The 17,834-nt window shown below is 73.8% G+C and carries 22 protein-coding genes; 9 read left to right on the forward strand and 13 right to left on the reverse strand.

Going from position 1 to position 17,834, the window contains the following annotated elements; translation table 11 throughout:
• Positions 1-90 precede the first annotated feature (90 nt).
• Entirely contained in the window at positions 91-1,173 is a 1,083-nt protein-coding gene (locus tag KO717_RS24600) for an esterase-like activity of phytase family protein (protein ID WP_301371355.1), read from the forward strand.
• Here the strand turns inward: KO717_RS24600 and KO717_RS24605 are convergent.
• From KO717_RS24605 to KO717_RS24615, 3 genes are all read right to left on the reverse strand, one after another.
• Entirely contained in the window at positions 1,170-2,510 is a 1,341-nt protein-coding gene (locus KO717_RS24605) for a carboxyl transferase domain-containing protein (protein WP_301371357.1), read from the reverse strand. The two genes, KO717_RS24600 and KO717_RS24605, sit on opposite strands and share 4 nt — an antisense overlap.
• A 187-nt stretch (positions 2,511-2,697) precedes the next feature.
• Positions 2,698-3,123: a hypothetical protein gene (locus KO717_RS24610; protein ID WP_301374721.1), complete on the reverse strand. Its 426-nt coding sequence runs from the start codon at positions 3,121-3,123 to the stop codon at positions 2,698-2,700.
• 62 nt (positions 3,124-3,185) lie between these two features.
• Entirely contained in the window at positions 3,186-3,914 is a 729-nt protein-coding gene (locus tag KO717_RS24615; protein WP_301371358.1) for a LysE family transporter, read from the reverse strand.
• 69 nt (positions 3,915-3,983) lie between these two features.
• On the opposite strand from KO717_RS24615, the gene KO717_RS24620 reads away from it, so the two are divergent.
• Positions 3,984-4,427: an Lrp/AsnC family transcriptional regulator gene (locus KO717_RS24620; RefSeq protein ID WP_301371360.1), complete on the forward strand. Its 444-nt coding sequence runs from the start codon at positions 3,984-3,986 to the stop codon at positions 4,425-4,427.
• 158 nt (positions 4,428-4,585) lie between these two features.
• Here the strand turns inward: KO717_RS24620 and KO717_RS24625 are convergent, their stop codons facing one another.
• From KO717_RS24625 to KO717_RS24635, 3 genes are all read right to left on the reverse strand, one after another.
• A complete protein-coding gene (locus tag KO717_RS24625; RefSeq protein WP_301371362.1) occupies positions 4,586-5,158 on the reverse strand; it encodes a GNAT family N-acetyltransferase in 573 nt (190 codons plus the stop codon).
• 79 nt (positions 5,159-5,237) lie between these two features.
• Positions 5,238-6,851, reverse strand: a complete 1,614-nt coding sequence (locus tag KO717_RS24630) for a GAF domain-containing protein (RefSeq protein ID WP_301371363.1) — start codon at positions 6,849-6,851, stop codon at positions 5,238-5,240.
• Positions 6,848-7,885 (reverse strand): rod shape-determining protein, encoded by a 1,038-nt coding sequence (locus KO717_RS24635; RefSeq protein ID WP_030715469.1) that lies wholly within the window; start codon positions 7,883-7,885, stop codon positions 6,848-6,850. Before KO717_RS24635 ends, KO717_RS24630 begins: the two co-directional genes overlap by 4 nt.
• A 212-nt stretch (positions 7,886-8,097) precedes the next feature.
• On the opposite strand from KO717_RS24635, the gene KO717_RS24640 reads away from it, so the two are divergent.
• Positions 8,098-8,826, forward strand: coding sequence for an esterase/lipase family protein (locus tag KO717_RS24640; RefSeq protein ID WP_301371366.1), 729 nt, complete (start codon positions 8,098-8,100; stop codon positions 8,824-8,826).
• On the opposite strand, the gene KO717_RS24645 is transcribed toward KO717_RS24640, so the two are convergent.
• Complete coding sequence (locus tag KO717_RS24645) at positions 8,823-9,383, reverse strand: hypothetical protein (protein WP_301371368.1); 561 nt, start codon at positions 9,381-9,383, stop codon at positions 8,823-8,825. The genes KO717_RS24640 and KO717_RS24645 overlap by 4 nt on opposite strands.
• Before the next feature lie 78 nt (positions 9,384-9,461).
• Between KO717_RS24645 and KO717_RS24650 the strand changes: the two genes are divergently transcribed.
• Positions 9,462-10,178 carry an SCO2400 family protein gene (locus KO717_RS24650; RefSeq protein WP_301371370.1) on the forward strand — a complete coding sequence of 239 codons (717 nt, stop codon included), beginning with the start codon at positions 9,462-9,464 and terminating at the stop codon, positions 10,176-10,178.
• A gap of 158 nt (positions 10,179-10,336) precedes the next feature.
• Here KO717_RS24650 and KO717_RS24655 read toward each other — a convergent pair whose 3' ends face one another.
• A complete protein-coding gene (locus KO717_RS24655) occupies positions 10,337-10,759 on the reverse strand; it encodes a MarR family winged helix-turn-helix transcriptional regulator (RefSeq protein ID WP_109778770.1) in 423 nt (140 codons plus the stop codon).
• Between the two features lie 95 nt (positions 10,760-10,854).
• On the opposite strand from KO717_RS24655, the gene KO717_RS24660 reads away from it, so the two are divergent.
• From KO717_RS24660 to KO717_RS24670, 3 genes are all read left to right on the forward strand, one after another.
• Positions 10,855-11,877: an NADP-dependent oxidoreductase gene (locus KO717_RS24660; protein ID WP_301371371.1), complete on the forward strand. Its 1,023-nt coding sequence runs from the start codon at positions 10,855-10,857 to the stop codon at positions 11,875-11,877.
• A gap of 64 nt (positions 11,878-11,941) precedes the next feature.
• Positions 11,942-12,364: an organic hydroperoxide resistance protein gene (locus KO717_RS24665; protein ID WP_030011104.1), complete on the forward strand. Its 423-nt coding sequence runs from the start codon at positions 11,942-11,944 to the stop codon at positions 12,362-12,364.
• A 65-nt stretch (positions 12,365-12,429) separates the two neighbouring features.
• Positions 12,430-13,230 (forward strand): EI24 domain-containing protein, encoded by an 801-nt coding sequence (locus KO717_RS24670; protein WP_301371374.1) that lies wholly within the window; start codon positions 12,430-12,432, stop codon positions 13,228-13,230.
• A 42-nt stretch (positions 13,231-13,272) separates the two neighbouring features.
• Here the strand turns inward: KO717_RS24670 and KO717_RS24675 are convergent, their stop codons facing one another.
• The 4 genes from KO717_RS24675 to KO717_RS24690 all read right to left on the reverse strand — a co-directional run bounded on the left by KO717_RS24675 (position 13,273) and on the right by KO717_RS24690 (position 15,901).
• Positions 13,273-13,446: a hypothetical protein gene (locus tag KO717_RS24675; protein ID WP_301371375.1), complete on the reverse strand. Its 174-nt coding sequence runs from the start codon at positions 13,444-13,446 to the stop codon at positions 13,273-13,275.
• Positions 13,447-13,541: 95 nt separating this feature from the next.
• Positions 13,542-14,264: a PaaI family thioesterase gene (locus KO717_RS24680; protein WP_301371376.1), complete on the reverse strand. Its 723-nt coding sequence runs from the start codon at positions 14,262-14,264 to the stop codon at positions 13,542-13,544.
• 13 nt (positions 14,265-14,277) lie between these two features.
• Positions 14,278-14,997: a carbon-nitrogen hydrolase family protein gene (locus KO717_RS24685; protein ID WP_301371378.1), complete on the reverse strand. Its 720-nt coding sequence runs from the start codon at positions 14,995-14,997 to the stop codon at positions 14,278-14,280.
• 4 nt (positions 14,998-15,001) lie between these two features.
• Positions 15,002-15,901, reverse strand: a complete 900-nt coding sequence (locus KO717_RS24690) for a LysR family transcriptional regulator (protein WP_301371380.1) — start codon at positions 15,899-15,901, stop codon at positions 15,002-15,004.
• 58 nt (positions 15,902-15,959) lie between these two features.
• On the opposite strand from KO717_RS24690, the gene KO717_RS24695 reads away from it, so the two are divergent.
• Positions 15,960-16,760 (forward strand): NAD(P)-dependent oxidoreductase, encoded by an 801-nt coding sequence (locus KO717_RS24695; protein WP_301371382.1) that lies wholly within the window; start codon positions 15,960-15,962, stop codon positions 16,758-16,760.
• A 79-nt stretch (positions 16,761-16,839) separates the two neighbouring features.
• Entirely contained in the window at positions 16,840-17,163 is a 324-nt protein-coding gene (locus KO717_RS24700) for a putative quinol monooxygenase (RefSeq protein WP_301371384.1), read from the forward strand.
• On the opposite strand, the gene KO717_RS24705 is transcribed toward KO717_RS24700, so the two are convergent.
• The gene (locus KO717_RS24705) at positions 17,160-17,744 is read right to left on the reverse strand and encodes a TetR/AcrR family transcriptional regulator (RefSeq protein WP_301371385.1); all 585 of its coding nucleotides are present in this window, start codon (positions 17,742-17,744) and stop codon (positions 17,160-17,162) included. The two genes, KO717_RS24700 and KO717_RS24705, sit on opposite strands and share 4 nt — an antisense overlap.
• Between the last annotated feature and the right edge of the window lie 90 nt (positions 17,745-17,834).

A 17,834-nucleotide genomic window follows, 5' to 3' on the forward strand; every position in this document is an offset into this window, starting at 1 on the left:
TTCGGCATATGACAGTTCGGCAGTCCGCGTGGTTCCGCACAGCCCGCACCCGCTCCGCACCCCACCCGCCGAACCAGGAGGAAGGCCTTCATGCGCCTTCGTACGCTCGCCACCACCGCGGCAGCCACCGCCGTACTCGCCGGATCGCTCGCCCCGCCCGCCGTGGCGGCCGGGGCCCCGAAGGGGAACCGGTCCTGTTCGCCGTACCTCTCCGTCGCGGGCTACTCCGACGCGCTCGACAAGACCACGATCGACGGGCGCCTGGTCGGTGGCATCTCCGGTCTCGCCGTCGACCGGGACGGCACGATCGCCGGCATCTCCGACAAGTCGGCCCTGTACTCGCTGAAGGTGGGGCGCGGGGACACCCCGAAGGCCACGGCCACCAAGCGGCTGCCGCTGACGGACGGCGGCGGGCAGCCGCTGGACTCCGAGGGGATCGTCGTCGACCGGGACGGCTCGTACCTGGTCACGGACGAGTTCGCGCCCGCGATCCGGCGCTACGGCCGGACCGGTGAGGTGCTGGGCACGCTGCCGGTCCCGGACGGCTTCCGGCTCGCGCCGCAGGGGCGGGCGACCGCGAACCAGACCTTCGAGTCGCTGACCCTGCTGCCCGGCGGACGCACCCTGGTGGCGGGTGTCGAGGGTGCGCTGGCCGGTGACGGCAAGGACGCGCAGGGCAGGACCCTGCAGCGGATCCAGACCTGGGAGCGGCGCGGGAGCGGCGAGTTCGTCCTCGGCCGGCAGTACGCCTACCCGGTGGATCCCGGGCACGGGCTGGTGGAGCTCGCGCCGACGCGCGACGGCCGGCTGATCGTGCTGGAGCGCGGCTTCACCCGGGAGTTCGCGATCACGGCACGGCTGTACGTCGCCGATCCCCTGGGTGCGACCGACACCTCCGGGGTGCAGACGCTGACGGAGGGCGCGGGTCTGCGGGTCGCCCGGAAGACGGCGATCGGGGACTTCGACGACTGCCCGACGCTGGGGGCGCCGTCGAAGCTGCCGCAGAACCACCCGCTGGTGGACAACATCGAGGGCATGGTGGTCACGGACCACGACGGGACCGGGCGCGTACGGCTGCTGCTGGCCAGCGACGACAACGAGCTGGCCCAGCAGGTGACGCGGCTGTACCGGGTGGACGTCCGGCTGCCGCAGAGCCGGGACGGGCGGCGTTAGGCCGGGCCGACGATGCCGCGGGCGACCCCCAGGGCGACCAGGTCCTGGGGGCGGACGCGGAGCTGGTCCGCCGTGGCGGGCGCGGCCGACGGGGGCCGCTTGAGGATGGCCGCCGCCAGTTCCGGGGCGATCACCGAGAAGTAGCTGTCCGGGGTGACCCAGGTGTTCCCGGGCGCGGCCAGCGCGAGGGCGCCGCCCGAACCGCCCTCGCCGATCAGCAGGGTGGTGACGGGGACGGTGGCCGCGGCCAGCGCTGCGAAGGTGTCGGCGATGGCCGCGCCCGCGCCCGCGTGTTCGGCGGCGGCGTCGTTGGCCGCGCCCGGGGTGTCCACCAGGGTGAGCACCGGGATGCCGAGCCGGTCCGCGAGGCGGATGACGCGGGCGGCCGTACGGTAGCCCGCCGGGCGGGTGGCGGTGCCGCACTGGGCGGCGTAGGCGACGGCGCGGCCCTCGCGCAGCCCGAATCCGCACAGCATGCCGGGGTCGGTGCCGCCCGCCCGGTCCCCGGAGAGGGGCAGGCGGAGTTCGAAGTACGCGTCCAGGTACGCGGCGGCGTGCGGCCGGCCGGGGTGCCGGGCTTGCAGGACGGCGTCCCAGCCGGTCGGCGGCGGTGCCACGTCCGCCAGTGCGCCCGGCGGCTCGACCGGCTCCGCGGGGCGGGGCGCGGCCAGCACGCGGAGCCAGTCGGCGAGGGTGCCGGGCAGCTCGGCGGCCGGCACCACCGCGTCCACGTGACCGGCGGCGTACTGGCCTTCGGCACAGTAGGCCGCCGGATCCGCGTCCGCCGGACGCACCCGGGACCCGGCGAAGCCGACCTGGGCGCCGGGGAGCGCGAGGACGACATCGGCGCCGGCGCCCAGGGTGGCCCAGCCGCCGCCCGTGGTCGGATCGCGCAGGACGGCGAGCTGGGGGAGCCCGGCGGCCCGGGTCAGGACGCACTGGCGGGCCACGCGCTGGAGCTGGGTGAGGGCGAGCATGCCCTCCTGCATCCGGGAGCCGCCGGTGGCGATGAGCGAGACGAGGGGGAGCCGGTGCGCGCGGGCGTGGGCGTACGCGGCTTCGAGCCGGTCCCCGGTGCGCTGCCCCAGCGAGCCGCCGAGGAAGCCGAACTCGAAGGAGACGACGGTGGCTTCGTGGCCGCCGACCCGGGCGGTGCCGGTGACCACGGACTCCTGCTCGCCGGTGCGCTCGGCGGCGCGGGCACGGGAGTCGTCGTAGCCGGTCCACTCCAGGGGGCCGTCGGCGGGAGCCTCCCGCCGGGGCGCGGGGAGTTCGGTGAAGCTGCCGGGGTCGGTCACGGAGGCGATGGCCGCGCGGGCCGAGAGGCGGGTCGTCACGGGGTCACCCCAGGTCGGTCGTCGGTCGTAGGTCGACGGTCGTCGAAGTCGTGCACGGGCGACAGTACTTGGACGGGGCGGCGCCGTGGCGCCCGGATCGGCGATGAACCGGACCGGGCACGGTCCGGCCATGTGGGGTCGACGAGCCGGGCCGCTCCGCAGGCCCGTGCCCGTCAAGGGGCGCCGGTCAGTGCCCGGGTCCGTGCCGCAGATGGGTCTCCAGGGCCGGGCCCGTCTCGATGCTGTTCTCGTCGAGTCCGTTGGCGATGCGCAGGCGGCCGGCGTCGAAGACGAACTCCACCGCCAGGGTCCCCGTCGCCAGGTCACGGCCGGCCGGCCGCCATTCGATCAGCGCGAGGTCGCGCAGCTCATGGCCGAGGAACGGTTCGAGGCGCGCGTCACGGTGCGACCACTCGGGCGTCGGCCCGGCCTCGTCCCAGCCCGTGATCACCGCCGTGGTCGAGATGGTGCCCCAGCCGATCGAGAGTTCGTCGAACTTCGTGTGGCAGACCTCCACCCGGGTGCCGTCGAGCGCCGCCAGCCGGGCGCCGTGCGCGTGCCGGACCGCATCGATCCCCACCAGGAAGGACGGCTCGAAACCGGAGATCCCCATGTTCACGGGACCGAGTCTCGCCGCCGGAGGGCACTGGGCCGAACCCTCGGCCAGGCGCCCGGTCACGGGAGCGGGAGGGCGATCTTCACCGCGTACGCGGCGACCAGCCCGTAGCCGAGGCGGAAGGTCCAGACGCGGGCGCGGTCCGGGATGCGGGTCCCGGCGAGGGAGCCGAGGGCCACGAGGGCCTGCTGCCAGAGGAGCGAGGCGGCGCCGACCCCGAGGAGGAACGCGCCCCCGGCCGCACCGGTCCGCAGCGCGGCGCCCTGGGCGGTGGTGAGGGCGGCGAAGTAGAGCGCGGTGGTGGGGTTGAGGGCGGTCAGCCCGACGTACCGGACGAACGCCTTCCCGGGCCGCGTCGGCACGAACACACCCGCCCGCCCGGCGCCGGACCCCGACCCGGACCCGGCGCTCGAGCCGTGCCCGGAGTCGGACGCAGCGGCGTCGGCGGCGACCAGGCTGCGGTCCGGCACCGCGCCGGAACCGGGGGCGCCGCCGGTGGGGCGGGCTCCGGCCAGGCCGCGCGCCGCGATGACCAGCAGGATCACCGCCGAGGCCAGCCGGACCCAGGCCTCGACCGGGGAGATGTGGGAGGCCACCCAGGGCCCCAGGACGGTGGCGAGGCCCGCGTAGCCGAGGTCGACCGCAGCGATCCCCGCAGCCGCGGCGACGGCCGTGCGGCGGTCGCGCATCGCCTCCTGCAGCAGCAGCACGCTCATCGCCCCCATGGGCATCGCCACGCCCAGGCCCGCGGCGGCGCCCGCCAGCGTCGGTGTCATCAGTTCGCTCATGGGGCGAGCGTCGGGTCCGGCCTGCGGGGGATGAGCGCGCATACCGGGCCCGGCTGCGAGAATCGCGGTATGGACCGCCTCGACAGGGAAATCCTCGGCATCCTGCAGCAGGATGCGCGGATCTCGTACCGGGACCTCGGAGTCCGCGTCGGCCTCAGCGCCAACGCCACCGCCGACCGGGTACGGCGGATGCGCCGCGAAGGGGTGATCCGCGGGTTCACCACGATCGTGGACCCGGCGGCCGACACCGCCGGCGGGCTCGTCGTCTTCATCGACGTCACCCTGCGCCAGGACACCACCAACGAGGAGTTCGAGCGGCAGGTGGCCAAGCTCTCCGGGATCACCGAGGTCGTGCACGTGACCGGCGAGCACGACTACCTCGTACGCGCCCGGGCCGCCGACCCCGCCGCCCTCGACGGGCTGCTCCGCCGGATGAAACGGGAGGCGGGTGTGGCCCAGTCCAACACCCGGATCGCACTGCGCGCGGCCACCCGGCCGGGGCAGTACCCCTAGGGGGTGTCTTGCCGATCATGCCGGGCTCGCGGGGCCTGGTGCCGCGCCTCGCCGCGTTGTCCTCGGTCGGCGACGCTCCGCGTCGCCTCCCTCGTCCGCCTTGCGATCCACGGCACCAGGCCCCGCTCCCTGATCCGGCCTGATCGACAAGACACCCCCTAGGACGGTGGAGGCGTCCGGTCACCCGCTGCCGCGTAGCAGTGGACGGTCACCGTCCGTTCCGGGCCCCACCGCTGCTCGACCGTGGCCAGCAACTCCCAGCCCAGACGCTCGTAGAGGGCCACCGCCGACGCGTCGGAGGCCACGACGTCGAGCACGGGATGCAGATCGCGCTCCCGCGCCTCCCGCGTCGCCCGGGCCATCAGGAGCGCACCGATCCCAAGGCCGCGTGCCGCCGGAGCGACGAACAGGCGGCCGACCACGGCGGTTGCCGCAGCGCTATCGCCCTCGCGGCTGCTCCACAGCGCGGGCGCCGCATCGTCCGCCGCACTGCGGGACAGACCGATGTGACCGACGATCCGCCCGTCCAGCTCCGCCACCCAGGCTGCGAGCAGCTCCGGCCCGGACAGCCAGTCGCCAGGGCGGTCCGGCCAGTTCACGGGGTAGCCGCTGCGCTCGTGGACCTCGGCGAGCACCTGGACGCACGCGCCGAGGTCGGCGTCCGTCCGGGGCCGGACATGCCGGACCGGGGGTTCGCGTTCGCCGGGCGTCGGAGCACTCTCGTCGTTCACCGGAGCATGGAAGCACAGTCCGCGGAGCAGAGGTCTGTGACCAGGCATTTCCGATGCGCCCCCGCGGAGCCGCGGTAGGTCACAGCGCAGACTCCCACGTCACCGTCGTGCCCCGCGCGCCCGACTCGGTACGGCCGTCGTCCGCCACCGTCAGGCGGACCCGGGACGGGTTCGCGTCCACCTGCACGTCGATGAAGGTGATCTCGCCGCGCCGGTGCGCCGCGGCCAGGGCGCCGCGCAGGGCCCCGAGCAGGTCGGCCGCCACCGGATCCGGCAGCAGGGCGTCCACCGCGCCCGCGAAGTGCACCGACGGCTGGAAGCCGAGCACCGCCGCCGCCCCGCCCGTCTCGCGCAGCACCCGCCCCCGGAAGGTCGTCGGGGCGTCGGTCGGCGGCTGCTGGAGGGCGAAGATGGCCGTCCGGACCTCCTGGATGGTGGAGTCGAGCTCGTCCACGGCCCGGCTGAGCTCGTCGCCCACCGTGTCCCCGGACGGGGCGTTCGCGGCCCGCCGCCGGGTGCTTTCGAGCATCATCTCGGTGGCGAAGAGCCGCTGGACCACCAGGTCGTGCAGGTCCCGCGCGATCCGGTCGCGGTCCTCGTACACCGCCAGCTGCTCCCGGTCGTGCTGGGCGTCCGCGAGTACGAGGGCCAGCGCGGCCTGGGAGGCGAACTGCGAGGCGAGCAGCCGGTCCACCGCGTCGTACGCGGGGCCGCCCCGGGCGCGGGGCAGGGCCAGGGTGCCGATCAGCTGGCCGCCGCTCTGCAGGGGAAGCATCATGCTCGGCCCGAACCGCTCCCGCACGTGCGTGGTCATCCGGGGGTCCGTCGCCGAGTCGTCGATGAAGACGGGTTCGCCGCCGAGGAGTTGTACGAGCACCGGCGAACCGGGGGCGATCGCCGTCCCCACCAGGTCCCCGGGGTCCCCCTGCGTGGAGGCGGCCACGATCTCCATGCCGCCCTCGGGGGTCGGCTGGAGCACCACCCCGGCCGCGGCGTCCGCCAGCAGCCGGGCCCGTTCGGCCACGCACTTCAGGGCGTCCGCCGCGGGGCGTCCGGCGAGCAGGGTCGTGGTCACGGCGGCGGCGCCGTCGATCCAGCGCTCCCGGCGGCGCGCGGTCTCGTAGAGCCGGGCGTTGCCGATCGCTATGCCCGCCTGCGAGGCCAGGACACGCAGCAGGGCGAGGTCCTCGTCCGTGAAGGAGCCGCCGCCCCGCTTCTCGGTGAGGTAGAGATTGCCGAAGACCTCCGTGTGCACCCGGATCGGTACGCCCAGGAGGCTGTGCATGGGCGGGTGGCCCGGCGGGAATCCGGTCGCCCGCGGGTCCTGGGTGACGTCGTCCAGGAGCAGCGGGCGCGGGTCGCTGACGAGGGCTCCGAGCACGCCGGAGCGCGCGTCCGGCAGGTGCGGGATCGCGGCCCGCTCCTCCTCGGTGAGACCTGCCGTGAACAGCTGGGTCAGCACGACGCGCTCGGGGTCGACGACCCCGAGCGCTCCGTACCTGGCCGCGCACAGTTCGGTCGCGGAGTCCACGATGTGCTGGAGCGTGGTGTGCAGCTCCAGATCGGACCCGACGTTGAGGACGGCTTCCAGCAGCACCGGAAGGCTCGCCGCCTCCTCGCCGGGCTCCGCGGGCTCGTAGGACTGCCCGGTCTCGTCGGTCTCCTCGGTCTCTTTCGGTTCTTGGGGCCTCATTCGGCCAGCGGGTTGAGGACCATGGGGGCGATCTTCCCTTCGAGCATCGCGCCGAGACCGAGCACGGCGCACACGTCCGGCCGTTCCGCGATGGCGACGGGCATTCCGGTGGCGTCCCGCAGCATCTGGTCCAGGCCCGGCAGCAGGGCGCTGCCGCCCACCATCATGATCCCCCGGTCCGTCAGATCGGCCACCAGGTCCGGCGGGCAGTCCCGCAGCACCTTGCCGATGCCGTCGAGGACGGCGGTGAGCGGCGTGTGGATGGCGTCCCGGACGGCCGCGGTGTCCACGTGGACGGAGCGGGCCAGTCCGGTGGCCACGTCGCGGCCGTGGATCAGGGTGGAGGCCGGCCCCTCGGCGGTGAGGCCGTTGCCGTGGAGTGCCAGTTGCAGCGGCCGGACGGCCTGGCTGGGCAACATCAGCTCGTGCGCGTGGCGCAGGTGCTGGACGACCGCGTGGTCGATGGCCTCGCCGCCGACCGGGATCCGCTGGGCGGTGACGATGGATCCGAGGGAGAGGACCGCCACCTGGGTGGCCGCGGCCCCGCACACCATGATCATCGTCGCGGTCGGCTGCTCCACGGGGAGTCCGCAGCCGACGGCCGCCGCGATCAGGGTGTCGACCAGTTCGACGCGCCGGGCGCCGAGCCCGACGAGGGTCTCCACGGTGGCCCGCTGGGCGAGCGGGTCCGCGTCGTGCGGGGTGCAGGCGGCGGCCCGCAGCCGCGGCTTGCGGCGCAGGGCGCGCCGCAGCTTCTCGCCGAGGAGATGACGCAGCATCCGCTGGGCCATCTCGATGTCGACGACGGTGCCGCCGGAGACGGGGCGTACGACCCGGATGTAGTCGGGCGTGCGGCCGGTCATCCGTTCGGCGAAGGAGCCGACGGCGATGAGTGCGCCGGTGCGCGTGTTGACCGCGGCGACGCTGGGTTCGTCGACCACGAGGCCGGCGCCCTTGACGTACACGCGGGTTCTTGCCGCCCCCAGGTCGACGGCGACGTGGCAGCGGCGCAACTGCTCAAGACTGACGGTCACGGCAGATCCTCCCGAGAGCACTGACGCAAGAGGGCCGACGGAAATGTCGGTCACTTTTCATATCATCGCGGGCAATTCGGTCTCATGGCCCGTTGGGATGCTCCGGCCGGGGGGTGCGTCGTGGCTGCATGGGGGTGGATTTCTGTACCGACAGGCAGCACCATGCCCGCACCGCACGCGCTACTCGCGCGTAACAAGGTAGAGGGGACCCGATGCTGACGGCCCGACAGAGACTGCAGGCACTCCCGGCGCTCCCGCCCCTCCAGGCGCTCCTGACCTTTCCGGCGCTCCTGGCACTTCTGACGCTGTGCCTCGCGCTGCCGACGGCCTCCCCGGCGCTGGCCTCCACCCGCAGTCCGGTGGTCTTCGTGCACGGCTACAACGCCGACCCGGGGGTCTGGGGAGCCCTGCGCGCGGACCTGCGCGCCGCCGGGTACACCGACGCGGAGCTCTTCTCCTTCGGCTACGACACCCATCAGTCCGTCAACGAGGTCCTCGCCGGGCGGCTCGGCGCCTACGTCGACCAGGTCCGCCGGGAGACCGGCGCCGCCAAGGTCGACGTCGTCGCGCACTCCTTCGGCTCACTGGTCAGCCGCTGGTACGTGAAGTTCGGCGGCGGCGCGGCCGCCGTGGACCACTGGGTCTCGCTGGCCGGACCCAACCGGGGCACCTCCACCGCCTGGGCCTGCGCGCTGTGGGACCAGGCGTGCCGGGACATGACCCCCGGGTCGTACGTGGTGAAGAACCTGAACGGCGGAGACGAGACCCCGGGCGCGGTGAAGTACGCGACCTTCTGGTCCGACTGCGACGAGATCGTCAACCCGGACGACAGCGTCCCGCTGACCGGAGCCGCCAACACGCCGGTCGGCTGCCTGGGGCACAACGACCTGCTCGGTGACGACAGCACCTCGGCCGGGGTCCGCGCCTTCCTCTCCTCCTAGAGGGTGTCGTCCAGGGAGAACCGCTGCAGCAGGCCGTAGGTGAACTCCGCCACGCAGGGCCGTCCCCGCGCGGCGAAGGCCAGGCGCCAGCGGGTCGGCGCGGTGCCCTCCATCGGCCGGACCGGGGCGAAGGCCCGCGCCACCTCGTCCACCGTCGCCGACCAGGGCCGCAGATCGTCCGGCGACTCCAGTACGGGCCCCCGCGCGCCCGGGGCCCGCACCAGCCACTCGTTCCACACGGCCCCGTCCGGCGCGGCCAGCACCTCGAAGCGCAGGTCCGGCCAGAGAGGCAGCGGCCACAGCAGGGCCTCGCACTCCAGGTCGCCGATCGTGCGGTGCTCGGCGGACTCCGGCGCACCGAGCACCGAGCGGTACCGGGTCAGGGCCCCGCGGGAGCGGGGTGAGCGCACCATCGCCTGCCAGTGCTTGTTCGCCGCCCGCTGGTCCGCGAGCGAGGCGCCCAGCCGGCGACGGGCCTCGTCGGCGAGGTCCGGCTGGAAATCGGCCATCCGCCGCAAGAGCACCAACTGGAATCCGGTCGGCCCGAAAGATGTCATGGAAGGAACGATTCCACACAGGATCCTTACGTTCTCGGGATCCGGATGTTGCCGCGGACCACGTAGCCTGCGGGCGCCATGAACTATTGCCACGCCTGCCGGAGGCACCTCAACGGCGCACTGGCGTGCGCCGGATGCGGAACCCCCGCCGAGTACCTGATACCCGCCGCCTCCAGTGCCGCGCCGCCCGCCGGGCCCGCCGCCGGGGCGCCCGTCCCCGGACCGCCGACCGCACTGGCCGAGGTCTTCGCCGACTCGCTCGTCGTGCTGTCCGAGCCGAACGAGCGGCGCGCCGGCGCCCGCCGCCGGGTCACGCACCGGCGCCGCCGCCGGACCGTGCTGTCACTCTCGCTCGGCCTGCTGATCGCCGTCGGGGGCTCGATGGCGGTGGCCCGCATGGCCATCGACGGGGAGCGCACCGACCGGGCCGCGACCGTGGTGCTGACCGACGACGGCCCGCAACAGCCCGCCCCGCTGCCCGACGCCCCGACGGCCGGTGCGCCCACGGGGCCGGGCAAGGCCACGGCGAAGGCCCCCGCCGCGGGTACGAAGACGGCCGGTGCCGCGGCGCCTTCCGGGAGCGTTGCGCAGCCGGGGCCGGCCTCGTCCGCCCCCGCGCCCGCGACGTCGGACCCGGCGTCCCGCACTCCCGGCCCGGGGCCGTCCGTAGGGAAGACCGCATCGGGGAAGCCGTCGCCGAGCGCCTCCGCGAGCACGCAGCCACCGTCGTCGTCGCCGTCCCCGACGCCGTCGCCCTCGCCGACCAAGAGCTGCTGGATCTTCTGCTGGTTCTAGGGGGTGTCTTGCCGATCATGCCGGGCTCGCGGGGCCTGGTGCCGCGCCTCGCCGCGTTGTCCTCGGTCGGCGACGCTCCGCGTCGCCTCCCTCGTCCGCCTTGCGATCCACGGCACCAGGCCCCGCTCCCTGATCCGGCCTGATCGACAAGACACCCCCTAGGCCAGCATGCGCCGCAGGAGGTCCCGCAGGACCGTCCGTTCCTCCACGGACAGCCCGGCGAGCGGTTCGCGGGCGAAGTCAAGTGACTCGCGCAGCCGCTCCGCGGTCAGCGTGCCCTCCTCGGTGGGGGCGGCCAGCTTCACCCGGCGGTCCGCCGGGTCCGGGCGGCGTTCGACCAGGCCGCGGGTCTCCAGGCGGTCGACGATGCCGGTCACGTTCGAGGGCTCGCACCGCAGCTTCAGCGCGATGCGCCGCATCGGCATGGGCTCCAGGGAGAGCATGTTCAGCACCTTGGCCTGGGCACCGGTGAGCTGGTGGCTGGCGGCCGCGTGCTCGTACTCCATGTGATAGCGGGCCACGACGTCGCCGATGAGCTCGACGACTTCGATGGTCACTGGGTCCACTCGGCGACTGGGCATGGAACCAGCGTACCCATTTACTTGACAACATGAAATATCTAGGCGCATGGTTGTTTCACCTAGTGAAGCAATTTCGTTCTGACCAGGAGCGCCGCATGTCCCAGATCCCCGCCGTCAGCCGCGAGTGGCACCTCATCCGTCGCCCGCAGGGCTGGCCCGTCGCCGAGGACTTCGCCCTGCGCGAGGTGCCCGTGTCCGCCGAGCCCGCCGCCGGCCGGATTCTCGTGCGCAACCTGCACATGTCCGTGGACCCCTACATGCGCGGCCGGATGAACGACGTGAAGTCGTACGTCCCGCCCTTCCAGCTGGACGAGCCGATGCAGGGCGGCGCGGTCGGCGAGATCGTCGCCTCCGCCGCCGAGGGCTTCGCCGTGGGCGACCACGTCCTGCACATGCTGGGCTGGCGCGAGTACGCGGACCTCGACGCCGCGCACGTCGTCAAGGTGGACGCCTCGCTCGCCCCGCTCTCCGCCTACCTCGGCGTCCTCGGCATGCCGGGTCTGACCGCCTACGCCGGACTCTTCGAGGTGGCCTCCTTCAAGGAGGGTGACTCCGTCTTCGTCTCCGGCGCCGCCGGTGCGGTCGGCAGCCTCGTCGGCCAGTTCGCCAAGATCAAGGGCGCGTCCCGGGTCATCGGCTCCGCCGGCTCGGACGAGAAGGTGACGCTGCTCACGGAGAAGTACGGCTTCGACGCCGCCTTCAACTACAAGAACGGCCCCGTCGCCGAGCAGCTGCCGGCCGCCGCCCCCGAGGGCATCGACGTCTACTTCGACAACGTCGGCGGCGACCACCTCGAGGCGGCCATCTCCTCGATGAAGGTGAACGGCCGCGCCACCCTGTGCGGCGCGATCGCCGGCTACAACGACACCGAGGCCGCCCCCGGTCCGCGCAACCTGATGCAGGTCATCGGCAAGCGCCTGCGCCTCCAGGGCATCCTCGTCAACGACCACAACGGACTGCAGCAGCAGTTCGTCCAGGACGTCGCCGGATGGCTGCGTTCCGGCGAGCTGCGGTACGACGAGACGGTCGTCGAGGGTGTCGAGAACGCCACCTCCGCCTTCCTCGGCATGCTGCGGGGCGAGAACACCGGAAAGATGATCGTTTCCTTCACCGGTTAGGCTCACTGCACACCGTCGTGATCGTGGGCGCGACTCACGGCGATTACCAGGAGGATTTTCCTTTATGTCCATCCAGCAGTCCGACGTCGCCTACACCGCTGTCGCCACCGCCGAGAACGGCCGTGACGGTCGCGTCGCCACCAACGACGGCCAGCTCGACGTCGTCGTGAACCCGCCGAAGGAGCTCGGTGGCAGCGGCGCCGGTACCAACCCGGAGCAGCTGTTCGCCGCCGGCTACAGCGCCTGCTTCCAGGGCGCCCTGGGCGTCGTCGCGAAGAACGTGAACGCCGACATCTCCGGCTCCACGGTCACCGCCGAGGTCGGCATCGGCAAGAACGACGAGGGCTTCGGCCTGATCGTCAAGATCTCCGCCGTGATCCCGAACGTGGACGCCGCCACCGCCAAGGACCTCATCGAGAAGGCCCACGAGGTCTGCCCGTACTCCAAGGCGACCCGCGGCAACATCACCGTCGAGCTCGCCGTCTGATCCGGCGCTCGCAGCGCGAAGGCCGCACCCCGACCGGGGTGCGGCCTTCGCCGTAAACTGACCCCATGCGTGATCTTGCGGGGGGCTTCCGGTATCTGCTGGCCGGACAGCGATGGGTGTTCCGCCACGGCCGGTGGCTGGGCTTCGGGCTGCTGCCCGGGCTCGTGGCGCTCGTCCTCTACGCGGGCGCCCTGATCGGGCTCGGTTACGGGGCCGACGACCTGACCGCCTGGGCCACCCCCTTCGCCGACGACTGGTCCTCGCCCTGGCTCCCGCTCTTCCGCGGGTTCCTGACCGCCCTGCTCTTCAGCCTCGGGCTGTTCCTCGCGGTGATCACCTTCACCGCCGTGACCCTGCTGATCGGCCAGCCGTTCTACGAGTCCCTCTCGGAGCAGGTCGACCGCAGCGAGGGCGGCGAGGTGCCGCAGTCGGGGCTCCCGCTCTGGCTGGAGCTGTGGATCTCGGCCCGGGACAGCCTGAAGGTGCTCGTACGGGTGCTGCTGTACGGGATCCTGCTCTTCGCCCTCGGGTTCATCCCGGTGATCGGCCAGACGGTGATCCCGGTGCTCGGCTTCTGCGTCTCCGGGTACTTCCTGACCCAGGAGCTCACCGCCGTGGCCCTGCAGCGGCGCAAGGTGGAGCTGCCCGACCGGCTGGAGCTGATGCGCTCGCGGCGGATGCTGGTGCTGGGCTTCGGGGTGCCGCTGGTGCTGGCGTTCCTGGTGCCGCTGGTCGCGGTGTTCCTGATGCCGGGCGCGGTGGCAGGCGCCACGCTGATGGCCCGCGACCTCATGCGGAGCGACGAGGCCCCGGCCGCCGAGACCACGCCCGCGGGATTCGGACCGCCGCCGCCCGCGTACTCCTAGCCGCGCGCCTGGGGCCGCGCCTTCGGGTCGCCGCCTACCGCTTCAGCAGCAGGACGGCCCCCGTCGTGTCCTCCGCGCCGTGCGCGGCCGGATCCGCGGCGAGCCGCCGGGCAGCAGGTCCATGTACGGGCTGATCAGCTCGGCGCTGACGCCCTGCTCCTGGGCGGTGCGCAGCATGGTGCCGCTGCCCGCGACCTGCATGGCCCGGTCGGACACCACTCCCGAGGTGAAGTCCCGCGAGGTCAGCGGCGTGGGGCGGCAAGCACCTGCCGGCCGACACCGCGTGAGCGCCAAGATCCGAAAGAGACGGCCTAGGTGCGCGGCTGCACCCACAGGGCCTCGGCGACGGCGCACAGTTCGCCGTCGGCCGTGGCCAGGGCCGTGCCCACGGTGTACTTGCGGCCCGAGGACGACAGCATCCAGGCGTAGGAGACGAGCCCCTCGCCCACCGGCACCGGCCGCAGCAGCCGGGCGCCGAGCGCGGCCGTGACCGCACCGGCCGGGCGGCCGTCGAGCAGCCGCCCGGCCGCGTTCCCGGGACAGTCCAGCGCGCCCCACACCAGCTCGGGCGGCAGCAGCCCGTCCGCGCCGCCGAGTTCGGGCGCGGGCGTCCAGGCCGCGGCGACCAGCTCGCGGCCCGGCACCGTACCGCAGTGCAGGCGCAGCCCGGTGGCGGGCGTCCGGTCCAGGCCGCAGCCGAAGCAGTCGGCCTGACCGTCCGGCGGGTCCGCCCGGAAGGCCTCGGCCGCGGCCACGGCCCGGTCCCAGGACGGGGCTTCGGGGGAGTCGGCGGAGGTCGCTTCGGCCGGGGTCGCCGCGGCCAGCAGCAGTTCGCCGTCCGTCAGCTCGCAGCCGCCGTCCGCGGTCGCGGCGAGCCGCACCGGCGCACCGGTCGGCACGGGCCGCCGGAAGTCCACCCGTACGTCCTTCGCCGCGGCCCGCGTGGCCAGTACGCCCGCCACGTAGCCGCCGAAGGCCACCCCCGGATATCCGTGGAGGCGTTCCGGAACCGTGATCGTCTCGAAGTCGCTCATGGCGCCCACCTCATCACACCGCGGCCGTCGCGACCGAGGCCGTCACCACCGAGGGCGTACGGTCGTCGGCCTCGGCCAGCAGGGCGCCGCCCGGGCCCCACACGGCCGAGCGGCCGCAGCCGGTCCACGGGCCGGCCGGGCCGGCGTGGTTGGCGAGGACCACGTACAGGCCGTGCTCCTTCGCGATCCCGGGGTACACGGTGGCGCGCTCGTGGATCCCGTCGCCCGTGCCGTACAGGGAGCTCGCCAGGTGGACCCGGCAGCCGTCGGCGGCGCCCCGGCCGGGCAGTTCGGGGAAGTGGTTGTCGAAGCAGATGCCCAGGCAGAAGCGGATCCCGCCGAGTTCGAAGCGCCCGTCGCCCCGGCCCGGCTCGAAGACCTCCCGCTCGTGCCGGTACAGGTGCTGCTTCGCGTACGTCGTCACGTGCGCGCCGTCCGCGTCGTGGACCAGCGTCGCGATGGCGGGGCGGGGGCCGCCGGTGGGCAGGGCGACGTTCACCGCGGTGGCGATCCCGGCGGAGCGCAGCGGATCCAGCCGGGGGTCGTCGGCGGCCGTCCACAGGCCCGGGTCGGCGGCCAGTGCGGCGAGCTCGTAGCCGGTGAGCGCGAGCTCGGGGAACACCACCAGTTCGGCGCCCTGTGCGCGGGCCGCGGCGGCGAGGTCCGCGGCCCGCGTGACGTTGGTCCGGACATCGGCGGGGGCGCAGGCCAGCTGCGCTGCGGCGATCTTCACCCGGTCAGGATGCCAGCCCGGCCGCGACCTCCTTCAGCAGGGCCAGGAAGGCGAGGGCGGCGGGGGAGGGGGCGATCCCGGGCGGGGTGGCGGCGTAGACCCGGCGGCGCGGGGTGTCGTCCGGGTGCAGGGGGACCAGCGCGAGGTCGGCCCGCGCCGAGGAGGCGGCGAGCGCCGGGATCAGGGTGACGCCGAGCCCGGCCGCGACGAAGCCCTGCTTGGCGGTCCAGTCGGCGGCGAGGAAACCGGTGCGCGGGCGGAAGCCGCCGGCCAGCGCGGAGTGCATGAGGGTCTCCTCGGGCCGGGTGTCGGCCGCGATCCACTCCTCGTCGGCCAGTTCTGCCAGCCGTACGCCGGCGCGCCCGGCGAGCCGGTGGCCGCCCGGCAGGGCCACGTACATCCGCTCGTCGAGCAGGTGGTGCGGGGTGCAGCCGCGCGGCGGCTCCGCGGAGGTGTCGGCGACCACGGCGAGGTCGAGGTCCCCGGCGGCGAGCAGGGCCAGGTGCTTGGCGGAGGGGCCCTCGGTGCGGACGACGGCCACGGCGGGGTGGCGGCTGCGGAAGGCGGCCAGCGTGCGGGGCAGCAGGGCGGCGTCGGCGGTGGAGATGGCGCCGATCCGCAGCCGCCCGGCGCCGAGGGTGCGCAGCGCGTCGAGTTCGGCGCGGGCGGTGCGCAGCCGCTCGCCGACGGCCTCGGCGTGCGGGAGCAGGATGCGGCCGGCCTCGGTCAGGCGGACCCCGCGGGGGAGGCGGTCGAAGAGAGGGGTGCCCCATTCGTCCTCCAGGGTCTGGATCTGCCGGGAGACGGCGGACTGGGTGTAGCCCAGGGAGCGGGCGGCGGCGGTGAAGGAGGCCAGGCGGGCCACGCTCAGGAAGACCTCGTACAGGCTGTGCGAAGCAGGCATGGCAGCCATGCTAGACATTCGCTTGTCGCATGAATGGGCCCCGCCTAGCGTCAGGGGAATGGACACAGCACAGAACATCGCGTTCCTCGGCCTCGGTCACATGGGCACCCCGATGGCCCGTCACCTGCTGGCACGGGGGCACGAGCTGACGGTGTGGAACCGAACGCCGGGCAAGGCGGACCCGCTGGTGGCGGTCGGCGCCGCGGTCGCGTCCTCGCCCGCCGAGGCCGTCCGCGACGCGGACCTCGTCATCACCATGCTCGCCGATCCGGCGGCCCTGCGGGCCGTCGCGGAGAGCGTGCTGCCCGCCCTGCGCCCCGGCGTCCACTGGATCGACACCTCGACGGTGGGGCCGGAGACGGTACGTGAGCTCGCCGGGCGACTGCCGGAGGGGGTGACGCTGACCGACGCGCCCGTGATGGGGAGCGTCGACCGGGCGGCGACGGGGGAGTTGTGGGTGCTGGCGGGCGGCGCCCCGCTGCCCGGCCCGGTCCGGAGGGTTCTCGACAGCCTCGGCGAAGTCACCGTGTGCGGCCCGGCGGGTTCGGGCGCGGCGCTGAAACTGGTGCTGATCAACACGGCGGTCGGCGGGGTGGCCCTGGTGGCCGAGGCGCTGCGGCTGGGCGGAGCCCTGGGCCTGCCGGAGGAGCTGGTACGCGCACAGCTGGCCCGAGGTCCGCTGGCGGGCGCGGTGGCCCGCGCGTTCGCCGACGCCTCGCACTTCCCGGTCTCCCTGGCCGCGAAGGACGTGGCCCTGGCCACGGCCCACGCGCCGCTGCCGATCCTGGAGTCGGTCCACGCCGCGCTGACGGCCCGCCCGGACCTCGCGGCGCGGGACCTCTCCGCCCTGCGCCCCTGACCCGGCCGGGGCCGCGGGCGCGGGAGTTCGCCCGCGGGAGTTCGCCTGCGGGGCGGATCAGCCTGCATAAAATGCCGGTGTGATCTTCATTGTGGTGAAATTCCCCGTCAAGCCCGAATACGTCGACGCGTGGCCCGACAAGGTCGCGCCGTTCACCCGCGCCACCCGCGCCGAACCAGGGAACCTGTGGTTCGAGTGGTCGCGCAGCCTGGAGGAGCCGAACACCTACGTGCTGGTCGAGGCCTTCCAGGACGACGCTGCCGAAGCGCACGTCACCTCCGAGCACTTCGGCGCCGCGCTGGAGACCATGCGGCCGCTGGTGACCCGTACGCCCGAGATCGTCAGCACCACCATCGAGGGCGCGACCGGCTGGAGCCGGATGGGCGAGCTCCAGATCGACTAGGCCTGGGCGGTGTCCGGGCCCCGCAGCAGGGTCAGGAAGGAGCGGAAGGCGGCGGGCATGTCCACCGATTCGGGGGCCAGCAGCCACTGGTACTGCAGGCCGTCCATGACCGCCGTCAGCAGCGGGGCCACCTGCTCGGGGGTGAGGCCGGAGGGGAGGCGGTCGCCGAACTCGGCGCGCAGCACCGCCGCCATCTCCGAGCGGACCTGGGCGTAGCGCTCGGTGAAGAACTCCCGGGCCGGGTGCCCGTCCGTGACGCTCTCGCCCAGCAGCGCCGAGAAGGTCTGCACGATGCCCGGGCGCATGGCGTTGTACTCGACCAGCGAGTCCAGCAGGTCGAGGCGCCAGGTGTCGGCGGCCGAGCGCGAGCCGCCGCCCGTGTCCCAGCGGTCGCGTTCCTCCAGCACCGCGACCAGCAGGGCCTCCTTGGTCGGGAAGTAGTGCAGCAGCCCCTGCTGGGTCAGACCCACACGTTCGGCGACGGTGGCCAGGGACGCGCCCCGGTAGCCGCGCTCCGCGATCACCTCGACGGCCGCGCGGACGATCTCCCCGCGGCGTTCCTCGCTCCTCGCCCGGACCATCGACCCGGCACCCCTTCCCGTTCACGCGCTGTGCCCTGCCCACAGGACCGTACGGCATCCATATGTCACGAACACATTACGAACCCTACC

Source organism: Streptomyces xanthophaeus (assembly GCF_030440515.1).
Lineage (GTDB): Bacteria > Actinomycetota > Actinomycetes > Streptomycetales > Streptomycetaceae > Streptomyces > Streptomyces kutzneri.

Bases quoted from the DNA above. Each gene is read 5' to 3' on its own strand.
- KO717_RS24600 (WP_301371355.1), top strand. From the start codon at position 91: ATGCGCCTTCGTACGCTCGCCACCACCGCGGCAGCCACCGCCGTACTC.
- KO717_RS24610 (WP_301374721.1), bottom strand. From the start codon at position 3,123: ATGGGGATCTCCGGTTTCGAGCCGTCCTTCCTGGTGGGGATCGATGCG.
- KO717_RS24615 (WP_301371358.1), bottom strand. From the start codon at position 3,914: ATGAGCGAACTGATGACACCGACGCTGGCGGGCGCCGCCGCGGGCCTG.
- KO717_RS24620 (WP_301371360.1), top strand. From the start codon at position 3,984: ATGGACCGCCTCGACAGGGAAATCCTCGGCATCCTGCAGCAGGATGCG.
- KO717_RS24630 (WP_301371363.1), bottom strand. From the start codon at position 6,851: ATGAGGCCCCAAGAACCGAAAGAGACCGAGGAGACCGACGAGACCGGG.
- KO717_RS24640 (WP_301371366.1), top strand. From the start codon at position 8,098: ATGCTGACGGCCCGACAGAGACTGCAGGCACTCCCGGCGCTCCCGCCC.
- KO717_RS24645 (WP_301371368.1), bottom strand. From the start codon at position 9,383: ATGACATCTTTCGGGCCGACCGGATTCCAGTTGGTGCTCTTGCGGCGG.
- KO717_RS24650 (WP_301371370.1), top strand. From the start codon at position 9,462: ATGAACTATTGCCACGCCTGCCGGAGGCACCTCAACGGCGCACTGGCG.
- KO717_RS24655 (WP_109778770.1), bottom strand. From the start codon at position 10,759: ATGCCCAGTCGCCGAGTGGACCCAGTGACCATCGAAGTCGTCGAGCTC.
- KO717_RS24660 (WP_301371371.1), top strand. From the start codon at position 10,855: ATGTCCCAGATCCCCGCCGTCAGCCGCGAGTGGCACCTCATCCGTCGC.
- KO717_RS24665 (WP_030011104.1), top strand. From the start codon at position 11,942: ATGTCCATCCAGCAGTCCGACGTCGCCTACACCGCTGTCGCCACCGCC.
- KO717_RS24670 (WP_301371374.1), top strand. From the start codon at position 12,430: ATGCGTGATCTTGCGGGGGGCTTCCGGTATCTGCTGGCCGGACAGCGA.
- KO717_RS24680 (WP_301371376.1), bottom strand. From the start codon at position 14,264: ATGAGCGACTTCGAGACGATCACGGTTCCGGAACGCCTCCACGGATAT.
- KO717_RS24690 (WP_301371380.1), bottom strand. From the start codon at position 15,901: ATGCCTGCTTCGCACAGCCTGTACGAGGTCTTCCTGAGCGTGGCCCGC.
- KO717_RS24695 (WP_301371382.1), top strand. From the start codon at position 15,960: ATGGACACAGCACAGAACATCGCGTTCCTCGGCCTCGGTCACATGGGC.
- KO717_RS24705 (WP_301371385.1), bottom strand. From the start codon at position 17,744: ATGGTCCGGGCGAGGAGCGAGGAACGCCGCGGGGAGATCGTCCGCGCG.